The sequence below is a fragment of the Streptomyces sp. NPDC054866 genome (assembly GCF_053610745.1).
The window spans coordinates 98,342-118,314 of the sequence record NZ_JBSGZA010000001.1 but is presented as its reverse complement, the minus strand read 5'-3'; the positions used below and the strand labels follow the sequence as shown (position 1 = coordinate 118,314).

The window sequence follows — 19,973 nt, the reverse complement described above, 5'->3', positions numbered from 1 at the left end:
CCGCTCCGCGCTCGGCGTAGTCGGCCCCGAAGTCCGGGTCGTGGTCGGCGTTGTCAGTGGGACAGTCCACAATGGTCGGCGTCAGATCCCGTTGATGGTCGGCGTCAGATCTTGTTGATGCCCTGGCAGACACCGTGAAGGAGCCGCAGCAGCGATGGCCCGCCGCAGCACGAAGACCCCGCAGCCCGACGAGTCGTTCGAGGAGAAGATCCTCGACATCGACGTCGTCGACGAGATGCAGGGCTCCTTCCTCGAGTACGCGTATTCGGTCATCTACTCGCGCGCCCTGCCGGACGCCCGCGACGGCATGAAGCCGGTGCACCGCCGGATCGTGTATCAGATGAACGAGATGGGCCTGCGCCCCGACCGCGGCTATGTGAAGTGCGCCCGCGTCGTCGGCGAGGTCATGGGTAAGTTGCACCCGCACGGCGACGCGTCGATCTACGACGCCCTGGTGCGCATGGCCCAGCCCTTCTCCATGCGTCTGCCGCTGGTGGACGGCCACGGCAACTTCGGATCGCTCGGCAACGACGACCCGCCGGCCGCCATGCGGTACACCGAATGCAAGATGGCCGACGCGACGTCCCTGATGACGGAGTCGATCGAAGAGAACACGGTCGACTTCGAGTCGAACTACGACGGTCAGGAGCAGGAGCCGGTCACCCTGCCGGCGGCCTATCCGAACCTCCTGGTCAACGGCGCGTCGGGCATCGCCGTCGGCATGGCGACGAACATGCCGCCGCACAACCTCGGCGAGGTCATCGCCGCCGCCCGCCACCTGATCAAGCACCCCGGGGCCGACCTGGAGACGCTGATGCGTTTCGTGCCGGGTCCCGACCTGCCCACGGGCGGCCGCATCGTCGGCCTGTCCGGGGTCAAGGACGCGTACGAATCAGGACGCGGCAGCTTCAAGATCCGCGCGACGGTGGCCGTCGAGAACGTGACCGCACGCCGCAAGGGCCTGGTCGTGACCGAACTGCCCTTCTCCGTAGGCCCCGAGAAGGTCATCTCGAAGATCAAGGACCTGGTCGGCTCGAAGAAGCTGCAGGGCATCGCCGACGTCAAGGACCTCACGGACCGCTCGCACGGCCTGCGCCTCGTCATCGAGATCAAGAACGGCTTCGTCCCGGAGGCCGTCCTGGAGCAGCTGTACAAACTGACGCCGATGGAGGAGTCCTTCGGCATCAACAACGTAGCCCTGGTGGACGGCCAGCCGCTCACGCTCGGCCTCAAGGAGCTGCTCGAGGTCTATCTCGACCACCGCTTCGACGTCGTGCGCCGCCGCAGCGAGTTCCGCCGCGGCAAGAAGCAGGCGAGGCTGCACCTGGTCGAGGGGCTTCTGGTCGCCCTCCTGGACATCGACGAGGTCATCCGCCTCATCCGCTCCAGCGACAACTCCGCGCAGGCCAAGGAGCGCCTGATGGAGCGCTTCTCGCTGAGCGAGGTCCAGACGCAGTACATCCTCGACACGCCGCTGCGCCGTCTCACCAAGTTCGACCGCATCGAGCTGGAGTCCGAGCGCGACAAGCTCAACGCCGAGATCGAGGAGCTGACCCGGATCCTGGAGTCCGACGCGGAGCTGCGCAAGCTGGTCTCCGCCGAACTGGCGGCCGTGGCCAAGAAGTTCGGCACCGACCGGCGCACGGTCCTCCTGGAGTCGGCGAGCACCCCGGCGCCCACGGTGTCGCTCCAGGTGGCGGACGACCCGTGCCGCGTGCTCCTCTCCTCGACGGGCCTCCTCGCCCGTACGGCCAATGGCGAGCCGTTCGCCGAGAGCGACACCAAGCGCGTCAAGCACGACGTGATCGTCTCCGCCGTCCCCGCGACCGCGCGGGGCGAGGTGGGCGCGGTGACGTCCGAGGGTCGCCTTCTGCGCCTCTCCGTGGTGGATCTCCCGCAGCTCCCGGAGACGCACGCGGCTCCCAACCTCTCCGGAGGAGCGCCGATTTCGGAACTGCTCTCCCTGGAGGCGGACGAGAAGCTGATCTGCCTGATGACCCTGGACGAGTCCTCTCCGGGCCTCGCCCTCGGCACCGAACAGGGCGTGGTCAAGCGAGTGGTGCCGGACTATCCGTCCAACAAGGAAGAACTTGAGGTCATCACCCTCAAGGACGGTGACCGGATCGTCGGCGCGGCCGAGCTGCGCACGGGCGAGGAGGACCTGGTCTTCATCACGGACGACGCCCAGCTCCTCCGGTATCAGGCTTCGCAGGTGCGCCCGCAGGGCCGTCCCGCGGGCGGCATGACGGGCATCAAGCTCGCGGACGGCGTCAAGGTCATCTCCTTCGTGGCGGTGGACCCGGCCGTGGACGCCGTGGTCTTCACGGTGGCGGGCTCGCGCGGCACGCTCGACGACTCGGTGCAGACGACGGCCAAGGTGACGCCGTTCGACCAGTACCCCCGCAAGGGCCGGGCCACGGGTGGCGTCCGGGTCCAGCGCTTCCTGAAGGGCGAGGACTGCCTGAGCTTCGCGTGGGCGGGCCCGACGCCGCCGCTCGCGGCCCAGCGCAGTGGTCTGCCCGCGGAGCTGCCGGAGATCGACCCGCGCCGCGACGGCTCGGGCGTCTCGCTGGCGAAGCCGGTGGCCGCGGTGGCGGGCCCGGCCTAGTCGGCTACTGCTCCGGCTCGGGTTCCTGCACGTAGCGAAGTACGCCCCACATGCTGTGCTCATCGGCACTGCCCTGTGGGGCGTACTCACGAGACGCCTCAAGCTCCTTCTCCAGAGCCGGTACGTCGATGCCGGAGCCGATGAGGACGAGCTGGGTGAGCCGGGGCTCGCCCGGGGCCCACGGCTCGGGGTAGAAGCGCAGGAACCGCCCCACGGCGTGCACGGCGTACCTGTTGCGCGGGTCGGCGGCGCCGAAATCGACGTACCCCTTGATGCGGTAGAGCCCTTCGGGCCGACTGTCGAGGAGTGCCATGAACGGGCGGGGGCTCATGGGCACTTCGGAGGAGAAGGAAAGGCTCTCGTAGGCGGAGTGCAGATGGCCGTCGTGCTCGTCTTCAGACTCATGGGGATGCAGGTCGTCGAAGGACAGCTGTCCGACCCGCTCCCCCACGGGCTTCCGGTCGAGGAGCAACTCGACGTCGACGCGCCCGTAGGAGGCGGGAACGACAGCCGCGCGATCGGTGAACCCCCGCACCACGCCGAGGATCCGCTCCCGCTCGCCCTCAGGGACGCGGTCGACCTTGTTGACGACGACAAGATCGGCGATTCCCAGATGCCGGTCGACTTCGGGATGCCGCTCGCGCGTGGAGTCGAACTCGGCGGCATCGACTACCTCGACGAGCCCCCCGTACACGATGTGCGGATTCTCGCTGGCGAGCACCATCTTCACGAGCTCCTGCGGCTCGGCGAGCCCACTGGCCTCGATGACGATGACGTCGATCCGGGCGGACGGCCGGGCAAGCCGCTCCAGATACTCGTCGAGCTCACTGGCGTCCACGGCGCAGCAAAGACACCCGTTGCCGAGCGAGACGGTGGAGTCACCGAGCTGCCCGGCAACGGCCATGGCATCGATCTCGATGGATCCGAAGTCATTGACGATCGCCCCGATCCGGCTCCCGCCGCTGCGGTGCAGCAGATGATTGAGCAGGGTCGTCTTGCCTGATCCGAGAAACCCGGCGAGGACGACGACGGGGATCTGCGGCTTGCTCACGTGCGACCTCTCCGAATCCCTTACGACGAATGAAGACCGCCCCAGGATATGTGCGCGTAGAAGGCCCGCGAAGTGAACGATTGTTAGCGGCGCAGGCGGGGCACACATTGGGCACGGCGCCGGGACATGCGACCACCGATGCCTTCCGTGCGCCTCCTCTCCGCCTCCCCGCCGATCAGAGCCGCTCGGCACCCTGGGAGACGGCAAGCGCACCGCCCATCGCTCGCCGGTCCGCTCCCTGTCGACCCGCACACGACGACCGGCGGACGGTCGCCTGATTCGGGGGTTGACATGGCCACACAGAACTGTTGGATACGAAGGCTGAGCTCGGCCGCAGTGGCTGGGCTCGCCTTCGCGACGGGGACATTTGCATTCGGCGCCAGGGAACGTAAGCACGCGGCGCTCACGGAGCACCACCGACTCCACTTCGACCTCCTGTGCAAGGCCATGGGTGATTCCACCCTGTCCGCTGTCCTGGATACGTACGCGGAGGACGTACCTCCAGAGCGGCAGCGCCAGTATCTGTTCGCCAACGCGCTCTACATCAATGCGCTGCACGCCCATCGCATCGGCGCCATGAGCCGCAAAGAACTGCGTGGACACCTTCGGGTGATGTGCCAGAACCCGATCTTCTGCGAGTACTGGGAAGCGACCCGCCACCATCGCGCCAGCCTGCCCGCCTCGTCGGAGGAGGCGGAACTGGGCCGGATGATGGACCACCTGGCCCGCGAATTGCGGGAAGCAGGCACGGACGAATGGTGGGTGGTGGGCGAACCACCCACCCAATAGGTCCAGTTGGATGACACGCACCCGCTCAGGCAGCATCAAGGGGCTAACCTGTCCTCGCCCTTAATCCTCCATCGCCCAAGGACCGGGATCCTCTTGAAGATCGTGCGCCGCATCGGCGCGCCTCCCCGCGAGCGGGACAGCGCAACCGGCCAGACCTGCCCCGACATCTTTGAACTCAGCGACGGCAACTTCGCCGTCATCGGGACGGACAGGACCGATGCGCTCGACGGCGAACTGCCGACCGATGCTGCACGTGCCGACTATGAGCGCATTGTCGTTATCAGTCGGGACACCCTCATCCGGGCCAAGGTCGACATCCCCGAGACCTGAGTCGCCCGAAACTCGCTGTCATGCCCGACCGGGCATTCCACACCGAGCCATCGTCACAAGCCGTGAGCGATCACTGGCTTTAGGTCACACTCGTCGTCATTCCCCTCCCCCAAGGAGCTTCCGAATGGCTGTTCATCTCGGACGCACAGTGTCGATAACACGCCGCATAGGTGACCCTCCGCGCCAGCGGGGAAGCCTCACGGGCGCCACGTGTCCCGACATCTTTGAACTCAGCGACGGCAACTTCGCCGTCATCGGGACCGAAATGGCCGAGGCAGTCAGGCAGCAGCTGCTTCCTGACTGCAGGTGTACGCGACATCGGTGCATCGTGGTCATTACCCGCCTGACGCTCATTCGCGCCAAGCGCGACATTCCCAACCAGTAGCGTCCGGCAGCGGCGACCGTGTCACGGGCTCGACCCCCGCCAGGGGTCGAGCCCGTTTCCCAAATGCGGCCCGGGGAAGAATCCCGCGGACCCTGGGGAGGGACGGATGGCGCGTCAGCACGTATGGCGATCAGCGCTTTCGATCACCGGATGGGCGGCGGCCGGCGCAGCGGGCATCGCTCTTGTGGGCGCCGCGTCCATTGCCGTCAGCGGGTGGCTCATACGAGGCGTCGAGGCGACCAACAGCAGCAGACAGACCGCGGAGGAACGCAGCGCCCTCGGGAACTACTTCGGTGGCGTGAGTGCCGTCTTCTCGGGGCTGGCCCTGCTTCTGCTCGTCATCACGCTGTTGTTCCAGCAGCATGAACTGCAGTTGCAGCGTCGAGAGCTCACCCTTCAACGCGAGGAGCTGGCCGCGTCACGGGACGAGCTGCACCGGAGCGCGGAAGCAGACATGCGGTCTCTCCATGTGCAGCTGACCCAGATGGCCATGGACGACCCGTCTCTCGCCGAGGTCTGGAACGACTTCCAGGGAGAATCCGACACCACGCTCCGCCAGAACCTCTTCGCCAACCTCCTCTTCAACCACTTCGTGCTGGCGCACAGTTGGGGCAGTTACTCCGAGAGCGACCTCATCGTCCACGCCAGGAACATGCTCGCCAGCCCCGCGTTCCGTCACTACTGGAACGCCACACGGGCACACAAAGGCGAGTTGCCTCCGGAGAGCGCCGAGGGGCGTGTGTTTCATGTCTTCGAGCAGGCCTTCGCCGATCGGCAAAGGCGTACGCCCCCGTCGCCGACGTGAGCAGGGATCAGACCGAGGGGACCGGAACCGGCGGAACGGGCCCCACATACCGCGCCGCAGGCCGGATGATCTTCGAGTCCTCCGCCTGCTCCAGGATGTTGGCTCCCCAGCCCACCACCCTCGCCGCCGCGAACGTAGGCGTGAACATCTCGCGCGGCAGGCCGCACAGTTCCATGACGACGCCCGCGTAGAACTCGACGTTGGTGTGCAGCTCGCGTCCCGGCTTCAGTTCGGCGAGGATCGCCTCGACCTGGCGCTCGACCTCGACCGCGAACTCCACCATTTGCCCGCCGAATTGCTGCGCGATGCCCCGCAGCATGCGCGAGCGCGGGTCCTCCGTGCGGTAGACGGGGTGGCCGAAGCCCATGATCCGGTCCCCCGCGAGCACCCGCTCGCGGATCCAGCCGTCGATGCGGTCGGGCGTGCCGATGGCGTCGAGCGTGTCGAGCGCGCGGCTCGGCGCCCCGCCGTGCAGCGGACCCGAGAGGGCCCCCACCGCACCCACGAGACACGCTGCGACATCCGCACCCGTCGAGGTGATCACCCTGGCCGTGAACGTTGACGCGTTGAATCCGTGATCAATGGTGGAGATCAAGTACTGCTCGATCGCCCTCGCACGATCAGGGTCCGGCTCCGAACCCGTCAGCATGTAGAGGTAGTTGGCCGCGTACGAGAGGTCATCGCGGGGCTCTACGGGATCGAGGCCCTGGCCCAGCCGGTACAGCGCCGTCAGCAGGGTCGGCACGACAGCGGAGGCGGCGAGCGCGTCGGCACGGCGCCGGTCGCCGTCGATGTCGTACACCGGGCGGAAGCCCTTCGCCGCGCCGAAGAGCGAAAGCGCCGTACGCAGTCCGGAGAGCGGCCCCGAAAGGGCGCTGGCGCGGGCTATGGCGGGCAGCGCGGCACGCACCTCGTCGGGCAGCCGGCGCAGGGCCGCGGTCCGCGCGGCGAAGGCCTCTCGCTGTCCGGCATCCGGCAGTGCGCCGTGGAACATCAGGTGCCAGACGTCCTCGAAGCCACGGGTCTGCGCGAGCTCGACGGCCGAGTACTGGCGGTAGTGGTAGAAGCCCTCGTATCCCCTGACGTCTCCGAGCCGGGTCTCGGTCACGACGACGCCCGCGAGCCCGCGAGGTACCTCTACGGGAGCGGTGGGGGTGGTGGTGGAGCCATTGATCGACATGTTCTTCCTCGACTTCCTCCCTGGACTTGATTCGACTGTCCATGCTTGACTGAATTCCTGTCAATATTGATTGAATCAATGTAAGGCCGAATGGATACGGTGTTGCCCATGACGGATCAAGAGGCTGCCCCGCGAGAAGGCCGACGCCTGAGCACCCGGGAAGCCGCGGAACTGCTCGGCGTGAAGCCCGAGACCGTGTACGCGTACGTGAGCCGCGGTCAGCTCTCCAGCCGCCGCGGCCCCGGCTCCCGGGGCAGCACCTTCGACGCCAAGGAGGTCGAGTCGCTCGCCCGCAAGAACCGCCGCGAACCCGCGGCCACCTCCGCGAGCAGCGAACTCTCCGTCCGCACCCGCATCACACTCATCGACAAGGACCGCTACTACTACCGCGGCGTCGACGCGAGGGAACTGTCCCTGGCGCACTCCTACGAAGAGGTCGCCGAGTGGCTGTGGACCGGCGTCATGCGCCCCGGAATCCGCTTCACCGCGCCCGAGGAGACCGCGGACGCCGCACGCCGCGCCGTCGACGCCCTGCCCGAGCACAGCGGCCCCACCGACCGCCTGCGCGTGGCCGCCATCTCGGCCGCGGCAGCCGACCCCCTCCGCTTCGACCTCTCCGAAGAAGCCGTCATCGGCACCGCGCGCACCCTCATCCCCACCCTCGTCGCGGCGCTGCCCCCGGTCAGCCGCGCCCACCGGGACGAGGGCCCCCTGGCCCGCCGGCTCTGGGCACGGCTCAGCGGCCAACAGCCCCACGAAGCCTCCCTGCACGCCCTGGACACCGCGCTCGCCCTGCTCGTCGACCACGACCTCGCCGCGTCGACGCTCGCCGTCCGCGTCGCCGCCTCCGCCCGCGCCCACCCGTACGCGGCGGTGTCGGCCGGCCTCGGCGTCCTTGAGGGCCCCCTGCACGGCGCGGCGAGCGGCCTCGCGCACCGCATGCTCCTGGACGTGCTCGACCGGGGCAGCGCGGCCCCCGTGGTGGCCGACGAGCTCCGCGCGGGCCGCCGCGTCCCCGGCCTCGGCCACCGGCTCTACCCCGGCGACGACCCGCGCGCGGAGGCCCTGTTCGCCCTCCTGGAGGTCATTCCCAAGGCCGGCCCCGCCCTGGCGGCGGCCCGCGACGTGGTGGCCACCACGGCCCGCCACACGGACCTGCACGCCAATGTCGACCTGGCCCTCGCCGTCCTGACCGCCTCGTCCGGAATGCCCGCGGAGGCGGGCGAGACGATCTTCGCCGTGGCGCGCACGGCAGGCTGGATCGCGCACGCCCTGGAGGAGTACGAGGAACGCCCGCTGCGCATGCGCCCCAGCGGGCAGTACGTAGGGCTGCGTCCGCCCCAGCCGATGCCCGCACCCGAGGGCGGATGAATCACCCCGAACCCGGCGCAGGTTAGGCTCGCCTCTGTGAGTACCTGCACCACCGCTTCGCGGGATCTGGACGAGCCGCTCGCGGGGACCGCGGCCACCGCCAGGACCTGGCTGCTGCTTGAACAGCCGGGTCCGTGGGGCGCCAGAGCGCTCACTTCGAGCCACCTGGATCCAGAGGTCGGCCGCGCCCTGGAGGCCGCCGCCGAGGGAACCGGCGTGCGCATCGCGCTCATCCGCCGCCCCGGCCGTCACGCCGACAGCCATCCCTCGGCACGCCGACGGGTGTACGTGGCCCACACCGCGCCCGGCAACACCTGGCTGCGCGGCCATGTCACGGACAGGCCGGAGGAGTTGCTCGACCTCGACTTCGCGGCTCTCGGCGCGGGTGACCACGGCGGATTCGGCACCCCGCACACGGGCGACCCGCTCGCCCTGGTCTGCACGAACGGCAAGCGTGACCGCTGCTGCGCGGTCCTGGGCAGGCCGCTCGCCGCCGAGCTCGCCACGTCAGGTGAACAGGGCGTCTGGGAAGTCACTCATCTGGGTGGTCACCGCTTCTCCCCCACGCTGCTGGTCCTGCCTTACGGCTACGCGTACGGCCGCTCCGGTCAGGCCGCCGTCAAGGCGATCCTCGAAGGGGTGCGTACGGGCCGCGTCGTCACCGAAGGCTGCCGGGGCAGTTCCGCCTGGGACCGCCCGGGACAGGCCGCCGAGCTCGCGGTGCGCACCGCGACGGGCGAGGACGCCGCCGGCGCCCTGAGAGTCGTCCACACGTCCGGCACGGCCCCCGTCCCAGCGGACGGCACAGCCCCCCGCTGGGACGTGACGGTGGCCCACACCGACGGACGGCAGTGGCGCGTGACGGTCGTCCAGGGGGCCTCGCTCCCGCCGCGGCCGGAGAGCTGCGGCGCGGCCCTGGCGGCCCCGGCGCGCATGGATGTCGTGGCCGTGCGGCCGATCGCGTACGGAGCCGCGCGGGAGATCCCCGCCACAGTGACTTCGGAGTAGCCCTCCGCTCGCCGTACCGTTCGTACACATGAGCCCGACCTCCCCCGCGCGACGACTCCGCCTCGGCCTGCCGCGGCGCGTCTTCTCGCAGGTGCTGCTGATGCAGCTGGCGATCGCCGCGGGGGTCGCCGTGCTCGCCACGGGGCTCTTCCTCGCGCCACTCAGCGATCAGCTGGACGATCAGGCCATGCGCCGTGCGCTCGCCATCGCGCAGACGACGGCCGCCCAGCCGCAGATCGCCGACGACCTGAGCTCCTCGAAGCCGACCGTCGACGGGCCCGTGCAGGCGGAAGCGGAACGGATCCGGCGCGCCAGTGGCGCCGAGTACGTCGTGATCATGAACAAGGACGGTGTGCGCTGGTCCCACACCGACCACGACGAGGTCGGCCAGGTCGTCTCGACCGACCCCAGTGAGGCGCTCGCCGGGGACGAGGTCATGGAGATCGACGACGGCACCCTGGGCCGCTCGGCCCGCGGCAAGGTGCCGCTGCGGGACATCGACGGGGACATCGTGGGCGCCGTCTCCGTAGGCATCGAGTACGACAGCGTCCGCGCCCGCCTCATCCACGCGATCCCCGGGCTCTTCGCCTACGCGGGCGGGGCCCTCGCCGTCGGCGCCCTAGCCGCCTATCTCATCTCGCGCAGGGTGCAGCGGCAGACCCGTGACCTGGCCTTCTCCGATATCTCGGCGCTCCTTGCGGAACGCGAGGCCATGCTGCACAGCATCCGCGAAGGCGTGGTGGCCCTGGACCGCGCGGGACGCGTCCGGCTCCTCAACGACGAGGCCCAGCGTCTCCTCGGCCTCGGAGCGGAAGCCATCGGGCAGCCGCTCGACACCGCGCTCGGCCCGGGACGTACGACCGACGTGCTCGCCGGACGGGTCACCGGCACCGACCTCCTGACCGTCCGCGGCCAGCGCGTCCTGGTCGCCAACCGCATGCCCACGGACGACGGAGGCGCCGTCGCCACCCTGCGCGACCGCACCGAACTCGAGCAGCTTGGCCGCGAACTGGACTCCACCCGCGGCCTCATCGACGCCCTGCGCGCCCAGGACCACGAACACGCCAACCGCATGCACACACTGCTCGGCCTCCTGGAGCTTGAGATGTACGAGGAGGCGGCGGAGTTCGTCGGCGAGGTGGCGGGCGCGCACCGGGTCACCGCCGAGCAGATCACGGAGAAGATCGGCGATCCGCTGCTCGCCGCACTCCTGGTGGGCAAGGCCACGGTCGCCGCGGAGCGCGGAGTCGTCCTCGCCGTCCCGCGCGACACCGCACTGCCCGACCGCCTCATCGACCCGGGCGGTCTGGTCACCATCGTCGGCAATCTCGTCGACAACGCGCTCGACGCTGCGGCGGGCTCCCTGCACGCGCGCGTGGAGGTCGATGTGCGCACCGAGGGACGCGCCGTCGTCCTGCGGGTGAGCGACACGGGCCCTGGCGTACCGCCCGAGCAACGCGAGACGATCTTCACCGAGGGCTGGTCCACCAAGGAGCCTCCGGCGCACGGCAAGCGCGGCATCGGGCTCGCCCTGGTGCGCAGGCTCGCCGAGCGGCAGGGAGGCAGCGCCCAGGCCGACGCCTCCCCCGAAGGGGGCGCCGAGTTCACCGTCGTCCTGCCCGAAGCCCTCGCCCAGCCCGAACTGGCCCCGACGTCCGACTTGGCCCCCACGTCCGATCTGGCCCCCACGGAGGAGACACGATGATCGAGGTGCTCGTCGTGGACGACGACGTCCGGGTCGCGGACGTCAACGCCGCCTACGTGGAGAAGATCCCCGGCTTCCGGGTGGCCGCCAAGGCCCACAGCGCGGCCGAGGCGCTGCGGCTCGTCGAGGAGCTCCCCGTCGACCTGGTGCTCCTCGACCACTACCTGCCGGACGAGACGGGTCTCGCGGTGGTCCGTACGCTGCGGGAGCGCGGCCACCAGACCGACGTGATCATGGTGACCGCCGCGCGCGACGTCGCCACCGTGCAGGCCGCGATGCGCCACGGCGCCCTGCAGTACCTGGTCAAGCCGTTCTCCTACGCGGGACTTCGCGCCAAGCTCGACGCGTACGCGACCTTGCGCCGCACGCTGGACGGCGGGGGCGAGGCCGAACAGGCCGAGGTCGACCGCATCTTCGGAGCGCTCTCGGCGACACCGGCACCGGAGCTGCCCAAAGGGCACTCACCCACCACGGCCGAGCTGGTCCGCAGGGCCTTGATGGGCGCGGAAGGGCCGCTGTCCGCCCAGGAGTTGGCCGACCGAACCCGGCTGAGCCGTCAGACGGCCCAGCGCTATCTGAAGCTCCTGGAGCGCTCGGGCCGGGTCAGGCTCAGCCTCAAGTACGGTGACACGGGCCGCCCGGAGCACCGCTACGAATGGGCGTCCAGCGCCTCCTGACCGTGCGTGGCGTGCCTGAAGGGCGGTTACGCCGCCCCCGCCCCGGTGAGCGAGCGCACCTCGGTCTCCGCGTGCTTGGCCTCGTCCGCCGGCTCCGGCGAGGTGACGGTGCCCAGCCATCCGGCGAGGAAGCCCAGCGGGATGGAGACGAGCCCCGGGTTCTCCAGCGGGAAGTACTGGAAGTCCACCCCGGGGAAGAGGGAGTTCGGCCCTCCGGAGACCACGGGTGAGAGCACAACGAGCACCAGGGAGGGCACCAGGCCGCCGTAGACCGACCAGATCGCTCCCCGCGTGGTGAAGTTCCGCCAGAACAGCGAATAGAGCAGCACGGGCAGATTCGCGGACGCGGCGACCGCGAAGGCGAGGCCCACCAGGAACGCGACGTTGAGATCCCGGGCGAGCAGCCCGAGGCCGATCGCGACCACACCGATCCCGGCAGCCGCGAGGCGCGCCACCGCCACCTCGCTGCGTGGCTTCGCGTGCTTGCGCCGCAGCGACGCGTACAGGTCGTGGGCCACGGACGCCGATGAGGCGAGCGTGATCCCGGCGACGACGGCGAGGATCGTGGCGAAGGCGATCGCGGCGACGATCGCGAAAAGAACCGTTCCTCCTGTGGAGTCCGCGCCGCCCCCCAGGTCGAGCGCGAGAAGCGGAACTGCCGTGTTCCCCGCGGCATTCGATCCCCGCACGGCATCGGAGCCCACGATCGCGGCGGCGCCGAAGCCGAGCACGATCGTCATCAGGTAGAAGCTGCCGATTAGGCCGATGGACCAGACGACGGAGCGACGGGCGGCTCGCGCGGTGGGCACCGTGTAGAAGCGCGAGAGGATGTGCGGAAGCCCGGCCGTGCCGAGGACGAGCGCGAGCCCGAGGCTGATGAAGTCCAGGCGCGCGGTCCAGTCACCGCCGTACTTCAACCCGGGCGCGAGGAACTGGCTGCCGTGTCCGCTGCGGTCGGCCGCGGTCCGCAGCAACTGGTCGAAGTCGCCGTGGAAACGCACCAGTACGAGCACGGTCAGCGCGATCGCGCCGCACATCAGCAGGACCGCCTTGACGATCTGGATCCAGGTGGTGGCCCGCATCCCTCCCAACGACACATAGATGACCATGAGCGCACCGACGCCGACCACCGTCCAGGCCTGCGCCGCCCCGCTCGTCCCGCCGAGCAGCAGCGCCACCAGTGAGCCCGCCCCCACCATCTGCGCCACCAGATAGAGAACGGACACGGTCACCGAGGAAGTTCCCGCAGCAATGCGCACGGGCCGCTCCCTCATCCGGGAGGCGACGACGTCGGCGAGCGTGAACCGGCCGCAGTTGCGCACCAGTTCGGCCACCAGGAACAGCACGACAAGCCAGGCGACGAGGAAACCCACCGAGTAGAGCAGCCCGTCGTACCCGAAGAGCGCGATCAGTCCGGAGATGCCGAGGAAGGAAGCGGCCGACATGTAGTCGCCCGCGATGGCGAATCCATTCTCCATGGGCGAGAAGAGCCGCCCGCCCGCGTAGAACTCCTCCGCCGAGCCGTGCCGGTTCCGGCTCACCCACGTCGTGATGGCGAGCGTGACGGCCACGAACACGCCGAACAGCAGCAGCGCGAGCGTCTGGTGGTCCCCGGTCATCGCTCGCTCCCCCGGGCCGGCTCCTGCTCCCGCTTCTGGGCTTGCTCCCGTTTCTGGTCCTGCTCCCGCTTCTGCTCGAACACGGCCCAGCGCAGATCGAGCGCCGCGTGATCCCTCCTCAGCCGGGCGTGCCGGGCGTAGGCCCAGGTCAGCAGGAAGGTCGTGAGGAACTGCCCGAGACCGGCGACCATCGCGACGTTCACGGATCCGGCGACGGGCCGCGCCATCAGCCCGGGGGCCGTCGTCGCCGTCACGACGTACGCGATGTACCAGGTGAAGAAGACGGCCACCCCGGGGACGACGAACCGCCGATACCGGCCGCGCACCTCCTGGAAGGCAGCGCTGCGCTGGACCTCCAGGTAGATGTCGGCCGCGCTCGCGATCCGCTCCGGCGCGGCTCGGGGCGGCACCACGGGCGCAGGCGCACCCGTGCCGTCCAACTCGCCCCAGCCGGACGCAAGCGCGTCGTACCAGGGATCCCTCGGATCACCGGTCCGCGCCTGCCCCGCATCGCGCCCGTCGTGCTTCTCCACCGAACTCTCCTTGTCCGCAGCCTTGTTCGGCCGCGTGCCCAAGGATGGACAGAACGGGAAGATCCCTGACTCTTCTCTCCCTGCTCTTCACCCCATCAGGTGAAGAGCCTCATCGAAGACCCGAGCCCGGTGCCCCACGGGTGGACCCCACGGGTGACCCCCATGGGTGGAGTGCTCTACGCGTCGATGCGCGAACGGTCCAGCGTCGCCGCCGAGCTCGTGATGAACTCCTTGCGGGGCGCCACGTCGTTGCCCATCAGCAGATCGAAGACCTGCTCGGCGGCGTCCAGGTCGCCGATGTTGACCCGCCGCAGGGTGCGGTAGCGGGGGTCCATGGTGGTCTCCGCGAGCTGATCCGCGTCCATCTCGCCGAGGCCCTTGTAGCGCTGGATGGAGTCCTTGAAGCGGATCCCCTTGCGCTGGTACTCCAGGAGCGTCTCGCGCAGCTCGTTGTCCGAGTACGTGTAGACGTACTTGTCCTGGCCCTTCTTCGGCTGCACCAGCTCGATCCGGTGCAGGGGCGGCACGGCCGCGAAGACCCGGCCCGCCTCCACCATCGGGCGCATGTAGCGCTGGAAGAGGGTGAGCAGCAGGATCCGGATGTGCGCGCCGTCGACATCGGCGTCGACGAGAAGAATGATCTTCCCGTAGCGCGCCGCGTCGATGTCGAAGGTCCGGCCGGACCCTGCCCCTATGACCTGGATGATCGCGCCGCACTCGGCGTTCTTCAGCATGTCCGTCACGGACGCCTTCTGAACGTTGAGAATCTTGCCGCGGATCGGCAGGAGGGCCTGGAACTCGGAGTTCCGCGCCAGCTTGGCGGTGCCGAGCGCCGAGTCGCCCTCGACGATGAAGAGCTCGCTGCGCTCCACGTCGTCACTGCGGCAGTCGGCGAGCTTCGCGGGCAGCGAGGAGGATTCCAGGGCCGTCTTCCGGCGTTGGGCGTCCTTGTGCTGCCGGGCCGCGATGCGTGTGCGGGCCGCGGCGACGGCCTTCTCCATCACGGCGCGCGCCTGCGCCTTGGCATCGCGCTTGGTGGACGTCAGGAACGCCTTGAGCTCCTTGGCGATGACGTTGGCGACGATGCGGTTGGCCGCCGAGGTGCCGAGCACCTCCTTGGTCTGGCCCTCGAACTGGGGCTCGGCGAGACGGACCGTGACGACCGCGGTAAGGCCCTCCAGGGCGTCGTCCTTGACGATGTCGTCCTCGGCGACACGCAGCACCTTCTGGGTGCGCAGCACCTCGTTCATCGTCTTGGTGAGCGAACGCTCGAAGCCCGTCATATGGGTGCCGCCCTTGGGGGTGGCGATGATGTTGACGAAGGACCGCAGCGTCGTGTCGTAACCCGTGCCCCAGCGAAGGGCGACGTCCACGGCGAGCTCACGGTTGACCTCGGTGGGGGTCATCTGGCCGTGGTCGTCGAGGACCGGGACGGTCTCCTTGAAGGTGCCCTGCCCGGTGAAGCGCAGGACATCACAGACGGCCTTGTCCTGGGCCAGGTACTCACAGAACTCGCTGATGCCGCCGTCGAAGCGGAAGGATTCCTCGCCCTTCGTACCGCCCTCTCCGAGGCCGTACTCGTCGCGGACGACGATGGTCAGGCCCGGCACGAGGAACGCGGTCTGCCGGGCGCGCTGGTGCAGCGTCTCGAGGTTGAGCTTGGCGTCCTTGAGGAAGATCTGGCGGTCGGCCCAGTAACGCACGCGCGTGCCGGTGCGCGTCTTGGGGATCTTCTTGACCTTGCGCAGCTTGGCCGACGAGTCGAAGTCGGCGTCGGGGCCCGGCTTGGCGAAGGCTCCGGGGACGCCACGACGGAAGCTGATCGCGTGGGTGTGCCCGTGGAGGTCCACCTCCACGTCGAGGCGCGCGGACAGGGCGTTCACCACGGAGGCACCCACACCGTGCAGACCGCCGGAGGCAGCGTAGGCGCCACCGCCGAACTTTCCGCCTGCGTGGAGCTTCGTCATGACGACCTCGACTCCGGAGAGGCCGGTCTTGGGCTCGACATCCACCGGGATGCCTCGGCCGTTGTCGCGGACCTCTACGGAGGCGTCGTCGTGGAGGATCACTTCGATGTGGTCGCAGTAGCCGCCCAGAGCCTCGTCGACGGAGTTGTCGATGATCTCCCAGAGGCAGTGCAGCAGGCCGCGGCTGTCCGTCGACCCGATGTACATGCCCGGACGCTTGCGAACGGCCTCGAGCCCCTCCAGGACGAGCAGATGCCGCGCGGTGTAGTTGGAACCGTCCCGGTCTGCTCCGGTCAGCAATGCTGTGGACGGCACGGACGTCTCGGCGGTCACGCGGTTCGCTCCTCGCTGAATTTCAAATGGGGTCCCTTGGGGTAAGGCCCCGGCTTCGGTTGCCGCTCAGAGGGTACCGAGGCCTGGTAGAGCCGTTGTAACGCCACCCTCGTCTCACCTCACACTAGTCCAGGGCCGCACGCTTGTTCGATCCCTCGATTGAGTGAAGCGCACGTCACGTTCCCTTCCAGGCATGAACCATTTAGGCTCCGGGCACGTCCTCATGAACAACCGGCAACCCAGCCGGCGGACGACCGACCTGACAGACAGCGCGAAACCGTACGACACGTAAGACACGTAATACGGCACATTCGCCGCCAACCGGCAGCAGACAGCCGCCTCGGAAAAAACTTCGAGGAAAAGCCACGAGCGGGAACGTTTTCGGCCTGGTTGGATGTTGACCCTGGTACGACAGCTCGTCGAGCTAGAGAAGAGGCGACGTGACTACTGTTCTGACCCCCGCGAGCCCCCTGACGGCCGCTGATCGCTGCGACCGCTGCGGCGCCCAGGCATACCTGCGCGTCGTCCTGTTGAGCGGCGGTGAACTGCTCTTCTGCGCCCACCATGGCCGCAAGTTCGAGCCGGAACTCAAGAAGATCGCCGCTGAGATACAGGACGAGACGGAGCGGCTGACGGCCGTCCCGGAGACCACCGACGAGGATCGCTGACGCCTCGCACCCACGACGAGCCATCCGGCGCACGCCAGGCCGGTGACCGGGCGGCCGCCCCTGCCAACCCCAGGGACGGCCGCCCGCTCGCGTTACACGGGCGCCCAGGCACCTCCTCGGCGGTCCCTCGCGGCACTCCAGACTCCCCGCGCGGACAACTCCCGTACTTTCAGCCGCGCAGAGGCATATCCCGCGCGACGCCCGAGATGCGCGTGTAGACCCCGGGACTCCCGGCCTTCCCGCAGCCGCTCCCCCACGACACCAGGCCGATCAGCCGCCCGCGCGCGACCAGCGGACCGCCGCTGTCCCCCTGGCAGGCGTCACGCCCGCCTTCAAGTTCCCCCGCACACAGCATGGATGCGGCCGTGTACGTTCCGTCAGAACTGCCCGGATAGGCCTCGCTGCACGTCGAGTCGGGCAGCACGCGCACCCGCGCGGAGTGCAACGTCCGCGCGTAATCACCCGACCCCGTCGTGTCACCCCACCCGTAGACCGCCGCGCGCGTGCCGGGTTCGTACGCCGGATCGCCCCTACCCGCCATGGGAATCACGTAGCCCTGCGGCAGCGGGCTCGCCAGCGACAGCACCGCGACATCGCCGGAGTTCGAGTAACTGTCGTACTCCGGATTGACCGTCGTCTCGCGCACCGGAATCTCGCGGCCTCCCGGCGCGCCCAGATCATCCCGGCCTGCGATCACCTTCAGGTCACTCATCTCGCTCAGCCGTACTCCGAGGACCTCCTCTCCCAGACAGTGCGCCGCGGTGAGGACAGTCGAGCGCCCGACCACCACGCCTCCGCAGAACTGCCCCGACCGCGTACCCCCGAACCGGTCACGGCTGGACAGCGCGACCACCCACGGGCTGTCGGCCACCCGGACCGGATTGCCCCCGATGACGATGCTGTCGGCGGCCGCGGGGGCCGGAGAGGCCAGCGGCAGCGCCACCACCGGGGCGACAAGGGCCAACGCCGCGGTGAATGTTCGGGCGAAAGGACGAGGCATGCGATCTCCTCACTCTGGGTTGCCGTGAAACACCCACAGTGATCCAGTGCGGCACACCCCGCACCCGCGCCACGCGCGTCCGTGTCAGGGCGCCCGCGTCAGGGCGTCCGCACCGGAGGCGCATCGGACAAGACGCGTCGCACAAACAGAAGACCCGAGGCCTCGCGTGAGGCCTCGGGTCTTCCTTCAGGAGCGCTGGTGACTAGTCGAGGTAGTCGCGCAGGACCTGCGAACGCGACGGGTGACGCAGCTTCGACATCGTCTTCGACTCGATCTGACGGATGCGCTCACGCGTCACCCCGTAGACCTTGCCGATCTCGTCGAGCGTCTTCGGCTGGCCGTCCGTGAGACCGAAGCGCATGGAGACCACGCCCGCCTCACGCTCGGACAGGGTGTCGAGCACGGAGTGCAACTGCTCCTGAAGGAGCGTGAAGCTGACCGCGTCGGCCGGAACGACCGCTTCGGAGTCCTCGATGAGGTCACCGAACTCGCTGTCGCCGTCCTCACCCAGGGGGGTGTGGAGGGAGATCGGCTCACGGCCGTACTTCTGGACCTCGATGACCTTCTCCGGGGTCATGTCGAGTTCCTTGGCCAGCTCCTCCGGGGTGGGCTCACGGCCCAGGTCCTGGAGCATCTGACGCTGCACGCGCGCGAGCTTGTTGATGACCTCGACCATGTGCACCGGGATACGGATGGTGCGGGCCTGGTCGGCCATGGCGCGGGTGATCGCCTGACGGATCCACCAGGTGGCGTACGTGGAGAACTTGTAGCCCTTGGTGTAGTCGAACTTCTCGACCGCGCGGATCAGACCGAGGTTGCCCTCCTGGATGAGGTCCAGGAAGAGCATGCCGCGGCCGGTGTAACGCTTGGCCAGGGAGACCACCAGACGGAGGTTGGCCTCCAGGAGGTGGTTCTTGGCGCGGCGGCCGTCCTCGGCGATGATCTCCAGCTCGCGCTTGAGCTTCGGGGCGAGCTTGTCGGCGTTCGCCAGCTTGTCCTCGGCGAACAGGCCGGCCTCGATGCGCTTGGCGAGCTCGACCTCCTGCTCGGCGTTGAGCAGCGGGACCTTGCCGATCTGCTTCAGGTAGTCCTTGACGGGGTCGGCGGTGGCACCGGCCGCGGCGACCTGCTGGGCCGGAGCGTCGTCCTCGTCCTCGTCGGACAGCACGAAGCCCTTGGCGCCCTCTTCCTCGGGGGCGTCCTCACCGGGCTTGCCCTTGGCGGGCGTCTCCTCGGTGGCCTCGTCGTCCAGGATCTCGTCGTCCTGCTTGGACGCACTCTTCTTTGCCGTCGCCTTCTTGGCGACGGTCTTCTTGGCGACGGCCTTCTTTGCCGTCGTCTTCTTGGCAGCGACCTTCTTCGCGGGCGCGTCCTCAGCTGCGACTTCCACGGCCGACGCCTCGGGGGCGGCGGTCGCGGTGGCCTGCTTCGCCGTGGCCGCCTTGGCCGCGACAGTCTTGGTCGCGGTGCGCTTGGCCGGGCTCTTTGCTGCGACGCTCTTGCGGGGGCGTTTCGGCTCCGCGGCACTGACCATCAGCGTCACACCCTCTTCCTCGAGGATCTGGTTGAGGCTGCGCAGAACGTTCTTCCACTGAGTGGCCGGAATCTGGTCAGCTTCGAAGGCACGACGCACGTCATCGCCGGCGATCTGCCCATCAGCCTTTCCCCGCTCGATGAGCGCCATGACAGAGACGGATTCGGCGATCTCCGGCGGGAGCGTACGGGATGTGCTGGCCGACACGAACAACCTCTCGGAACGTTGGAAAACGGCTTCCGGCCCCGTCCATTGTGGACCAGGACCGACGACCGACGACTGGGGATGGGCCGACGGCGCAGGCGGGGCCGGGGAGCTACACAGCGCCGCGAACGACTGCTGTATTCCCTCCTCGGCTATCACCTCTTAGGTCATCGCGCTGCCCCGAGGAGCGTTACGCCCAATCTACG

General features: G+C 68.9%; 17 protein-coding genes. 10 read left to right on the top strand and 7 right to left on the bottom strand.

Going from position 1 to position 19,973, the window contains the following annotated elements:
- Window positions 1–154: 154 nt before the first annotated feature.
- Window positions 155–2,608 carry a DNA gyrase/topoisomerase IV subunit A gene (locus ACWGI2_RS00470; RefSeq protein WP_453692745.1) on the top strand — a complete coding sequence of 818 codons (2,454 nt, stop codon included), beginning with the start codon at window positions 155–157 and terminating at the stop codon, window positions 2,606–2,608.
- Between the two features lie 4 nt (window positions 2,609–2,612).
- Here ACWGI2_RS00470 and ACWGI2_RS00465 read toward each other — a convergent pair whose 3' ends face one another.
- The gene (locus ACWGI2_RS00465) at window positions 2,613–3,659 is read right to left on the bottom strand and encodes a CobW family GTP-binding protein (RefSeq protein ID WP_453692743.1); all 1,047 of its coding nucleotides are present in this window, start codon (window positions 3,657–3,659) and stop codon (window positions 2,613–2,615) included.
- 336 nt (window positions 3,660–3,995) lie between these two features.
- On the opposite strand from ACWGI2_RS00465, the gene ACWGI2_RS00460 reads away from it, so the two are divergent.
- From ACWGI2_RS00460 to ACWGI2_RS00445, 4 genes are all read left to right on the top strand, one after another.
- The gene (locus tag ACWGI2_RS00460) at window positions 3,996–4,448 is read left to right on the top strand and encodes a DUF6082 family protein (protein WP_453692741.1); all 453 of its coding nucleotides are present in this window, start codon (window positions 3,996–3,998) and stop codon (window positions 4,446–4,448) included.
- A gap of 93 nt (window positions 4,449–4,541) precedes the next feature.
- Window positions 4,542–4,778, top strand: coding sequence for a hypothetical protein (locus tag ACWGI2_RS00455; protein WP_160507638.1), 237 nt, complete (start codon window positions 4,542–4,544; stop codon window positions 4,776–4,778).
- Window positions 4,779–4,926: 148 nt separating this feature from the next.
- A complete protein-coding gene (locus ACWGI2_RS00450; RefSeq protein ID WP_453394875.1) occupies window positions 4,927–5,163 on the top strand; it encodes a hypothetical protein in 237 nt (78 codons plus the stop codon).
- Between the two features lie 106 nt (window positions 5,164–5,269).
- Entirely contained in the window at window positions 5,270–5,968 is a 699-nt protein-coding gene (locus ACWGI2_RS00445; RefSeq protein WP_453692739.1) for a DUF6082 family protein, read from the top strand.
- A 7-nt stretch (window positions 5,969–5,975) separates the two neighbouring features.
- Here the strand turns inward: ACWGI2_RS00445 and ACWGI2_RS00440 are convergent, their stop codons facing one another.
- Window positions 5,976–7,148 (bottom strand): citrate synthase/methylcitrate synthase, encoded by a 1,173-nt coding sequence (locus tag ACWGI2_RS00440; RefSeq protein ID WP_453692737.1) that lies wholly within the window; start codon window positions 7,146–7,148, stop codon window positions 5,976–5,978.
- 108 nt (window positions 7,149–7,256) lie between these two features.
- Here ACWGI2_RS00440 and ACWGI2_RS00435 point away from each other — a divergent pair, with 108 nt between their 5' ends.
- From ACWGI2_RS00435 to ACWGI2_RS00420, 4 genes are read left to right on the top strand one after another with little or no spacing between them, the layout of a single operon-like run.
- The gene (locus ACWGI2_RS00435; protein WP_453692735.1) at window positions 7,257–8,519 is read left to right on the top strand and encodes a citrate synthase family protein; all 1,263 of its coding nucleotides are present in this window, start codon (window positions 7,257–7,259) and stop codon (window positions 8,517–8,519) included.
- Between the two features lie 36 nt (window positions 8,520–8,555).
- On the top strand, window positions 8,556–9,527 hold the full coding sequence (locus ACWGI2_RS00430; protein WP_453692733.1) for a sucrase ferredoxin: 972 nt from the start codon (window positions 8,556–8,558) through the stop codon (window positions 9,525–9,527).
- 28 nt (window positions 9,528–9,555) lie between these two features.
- Window positions 9,556–11,232: a sensor histidine kinase gene (locus tag ACWGI2_RS00425; RefSeq protein ID WP_453692731.1), complete on the top strand. Its 1,677-nt coding sequence runs from the start codon at window positions 9,556–9,558 to the stop codon at window positions 11,230–11,232.
- A complete protein-coding gene (locus ACWGI2_RS00420; protein WP_453393877.1) occupies window positions 11,229–11,909 on the top strand; it encodes a response regulator in 681 nt (226 codons plus the stop codon). The genes ACWGI2_RS00425 and ACWGI2_RS00420 overlap by 4 nt, the downstream gene beginning before the upstream one ends.
- 26 nt (window positions 11,910–11,935) lie before the next feature.
- On the opposite strand, the gene ACWGI2_RS00415 is transcribed toward ACWGI2_RS00420, so the two are convergent.
- The 3 genes from ACWGI2_RS00415 to ACWGI2_RS00405 all read right to left on the bottom strand — a co-directional run bounded on the left by ACWGI2_RS00415 (window position 11,936) and on the right by ACWGI2_RS00405 (window position 16,361).
- Window positions 11,936–13,528: a solute symporter family protein gene (locus ACWGI2_RS00415; RefSeq protein ID WP_453692729.1), complete on the bottom strand. Its 1,593-nt coding sequence runs from the start codon at window positions 13,526–13,528 to the stop codon at window positions 11,936–11,938.
- Window positions 13,525–14,061 carry a DUF485 domain-containing protein gene (locus ACWGI2_RS00410; RefSeq protein WP_453692727.1) on the bottom strand — a complete coding sequence of 179 codons (537 nt, stop codon included), beginning with the start codon at window positions 14,059–14,061 and terminating at the stop codon, window positions 13,525–13,527. The genes ACWGI2_RS00415 and ACWGI2_RS00410 overlap by 4 nt, the downstream gene beginning before the upstream one ends.
- A gap of 176 nt (window positions 14,062–14,237) precedes the next feature.
- The gene (locus ACWGI2_RS00405; RefSeq protein WP_453393874.1) at window positions 14,238–16,361 is read right to left on the bottom strand and encodes a DNA gyrase/topoisomerase IV subunit B; all 2,124 of its coding nucleotides are present in this window, start codon (window positions 16,359–16,361) and stop codon (window positions 14,238–14,240) included.
- 440 nt (window positions 16,362–16,801) lie between these two features.
- Between ACWGI2_RS00405 and ACWGI2_RS00400 the strand changes: the two genes are divergently transcribed.
- Window positions 16,802–17,029, top strand: coding sequence for a DUF7455 domain-containing protein (locus ACWGI2_RS00400; RefSeq protein ID WP_351173659.1), 228 nt, complete (start codon window positions 16,802–16,804; stop codon window positions 17,027–17,029).
- Window positions 17,030–17,198: 169 nt separating this feature from the next.
- Here ACWGI2_RS00400 and ACWGI2_RS00395 read toward each other — a convergent pair whose 3' ends face one another.
- Window positions 17,199–18,029, bottom strand: coding sequence for a serine protease (locus tag ACWGI2_RS00395; protein WP_453692725.1), 831 nt, complete (start codon window positions 18,027–18,029; stop codon window positions 17,199–17,201).
- A 202-nt stretch (window positions 18,030–18,231) separates the two neighbouring features.
- Entirely contained in the window at window positions 18,232–19,776 is a 1,545-nt protein-coding gene (locus ACWGI2_RS00390) for an RNA polymerase sigma factor (RefSeq protein WP_160507627.1), read from the bottom strand.
- Window positions 19,777–19,973 lie beyond the last annotated feature (197 nt).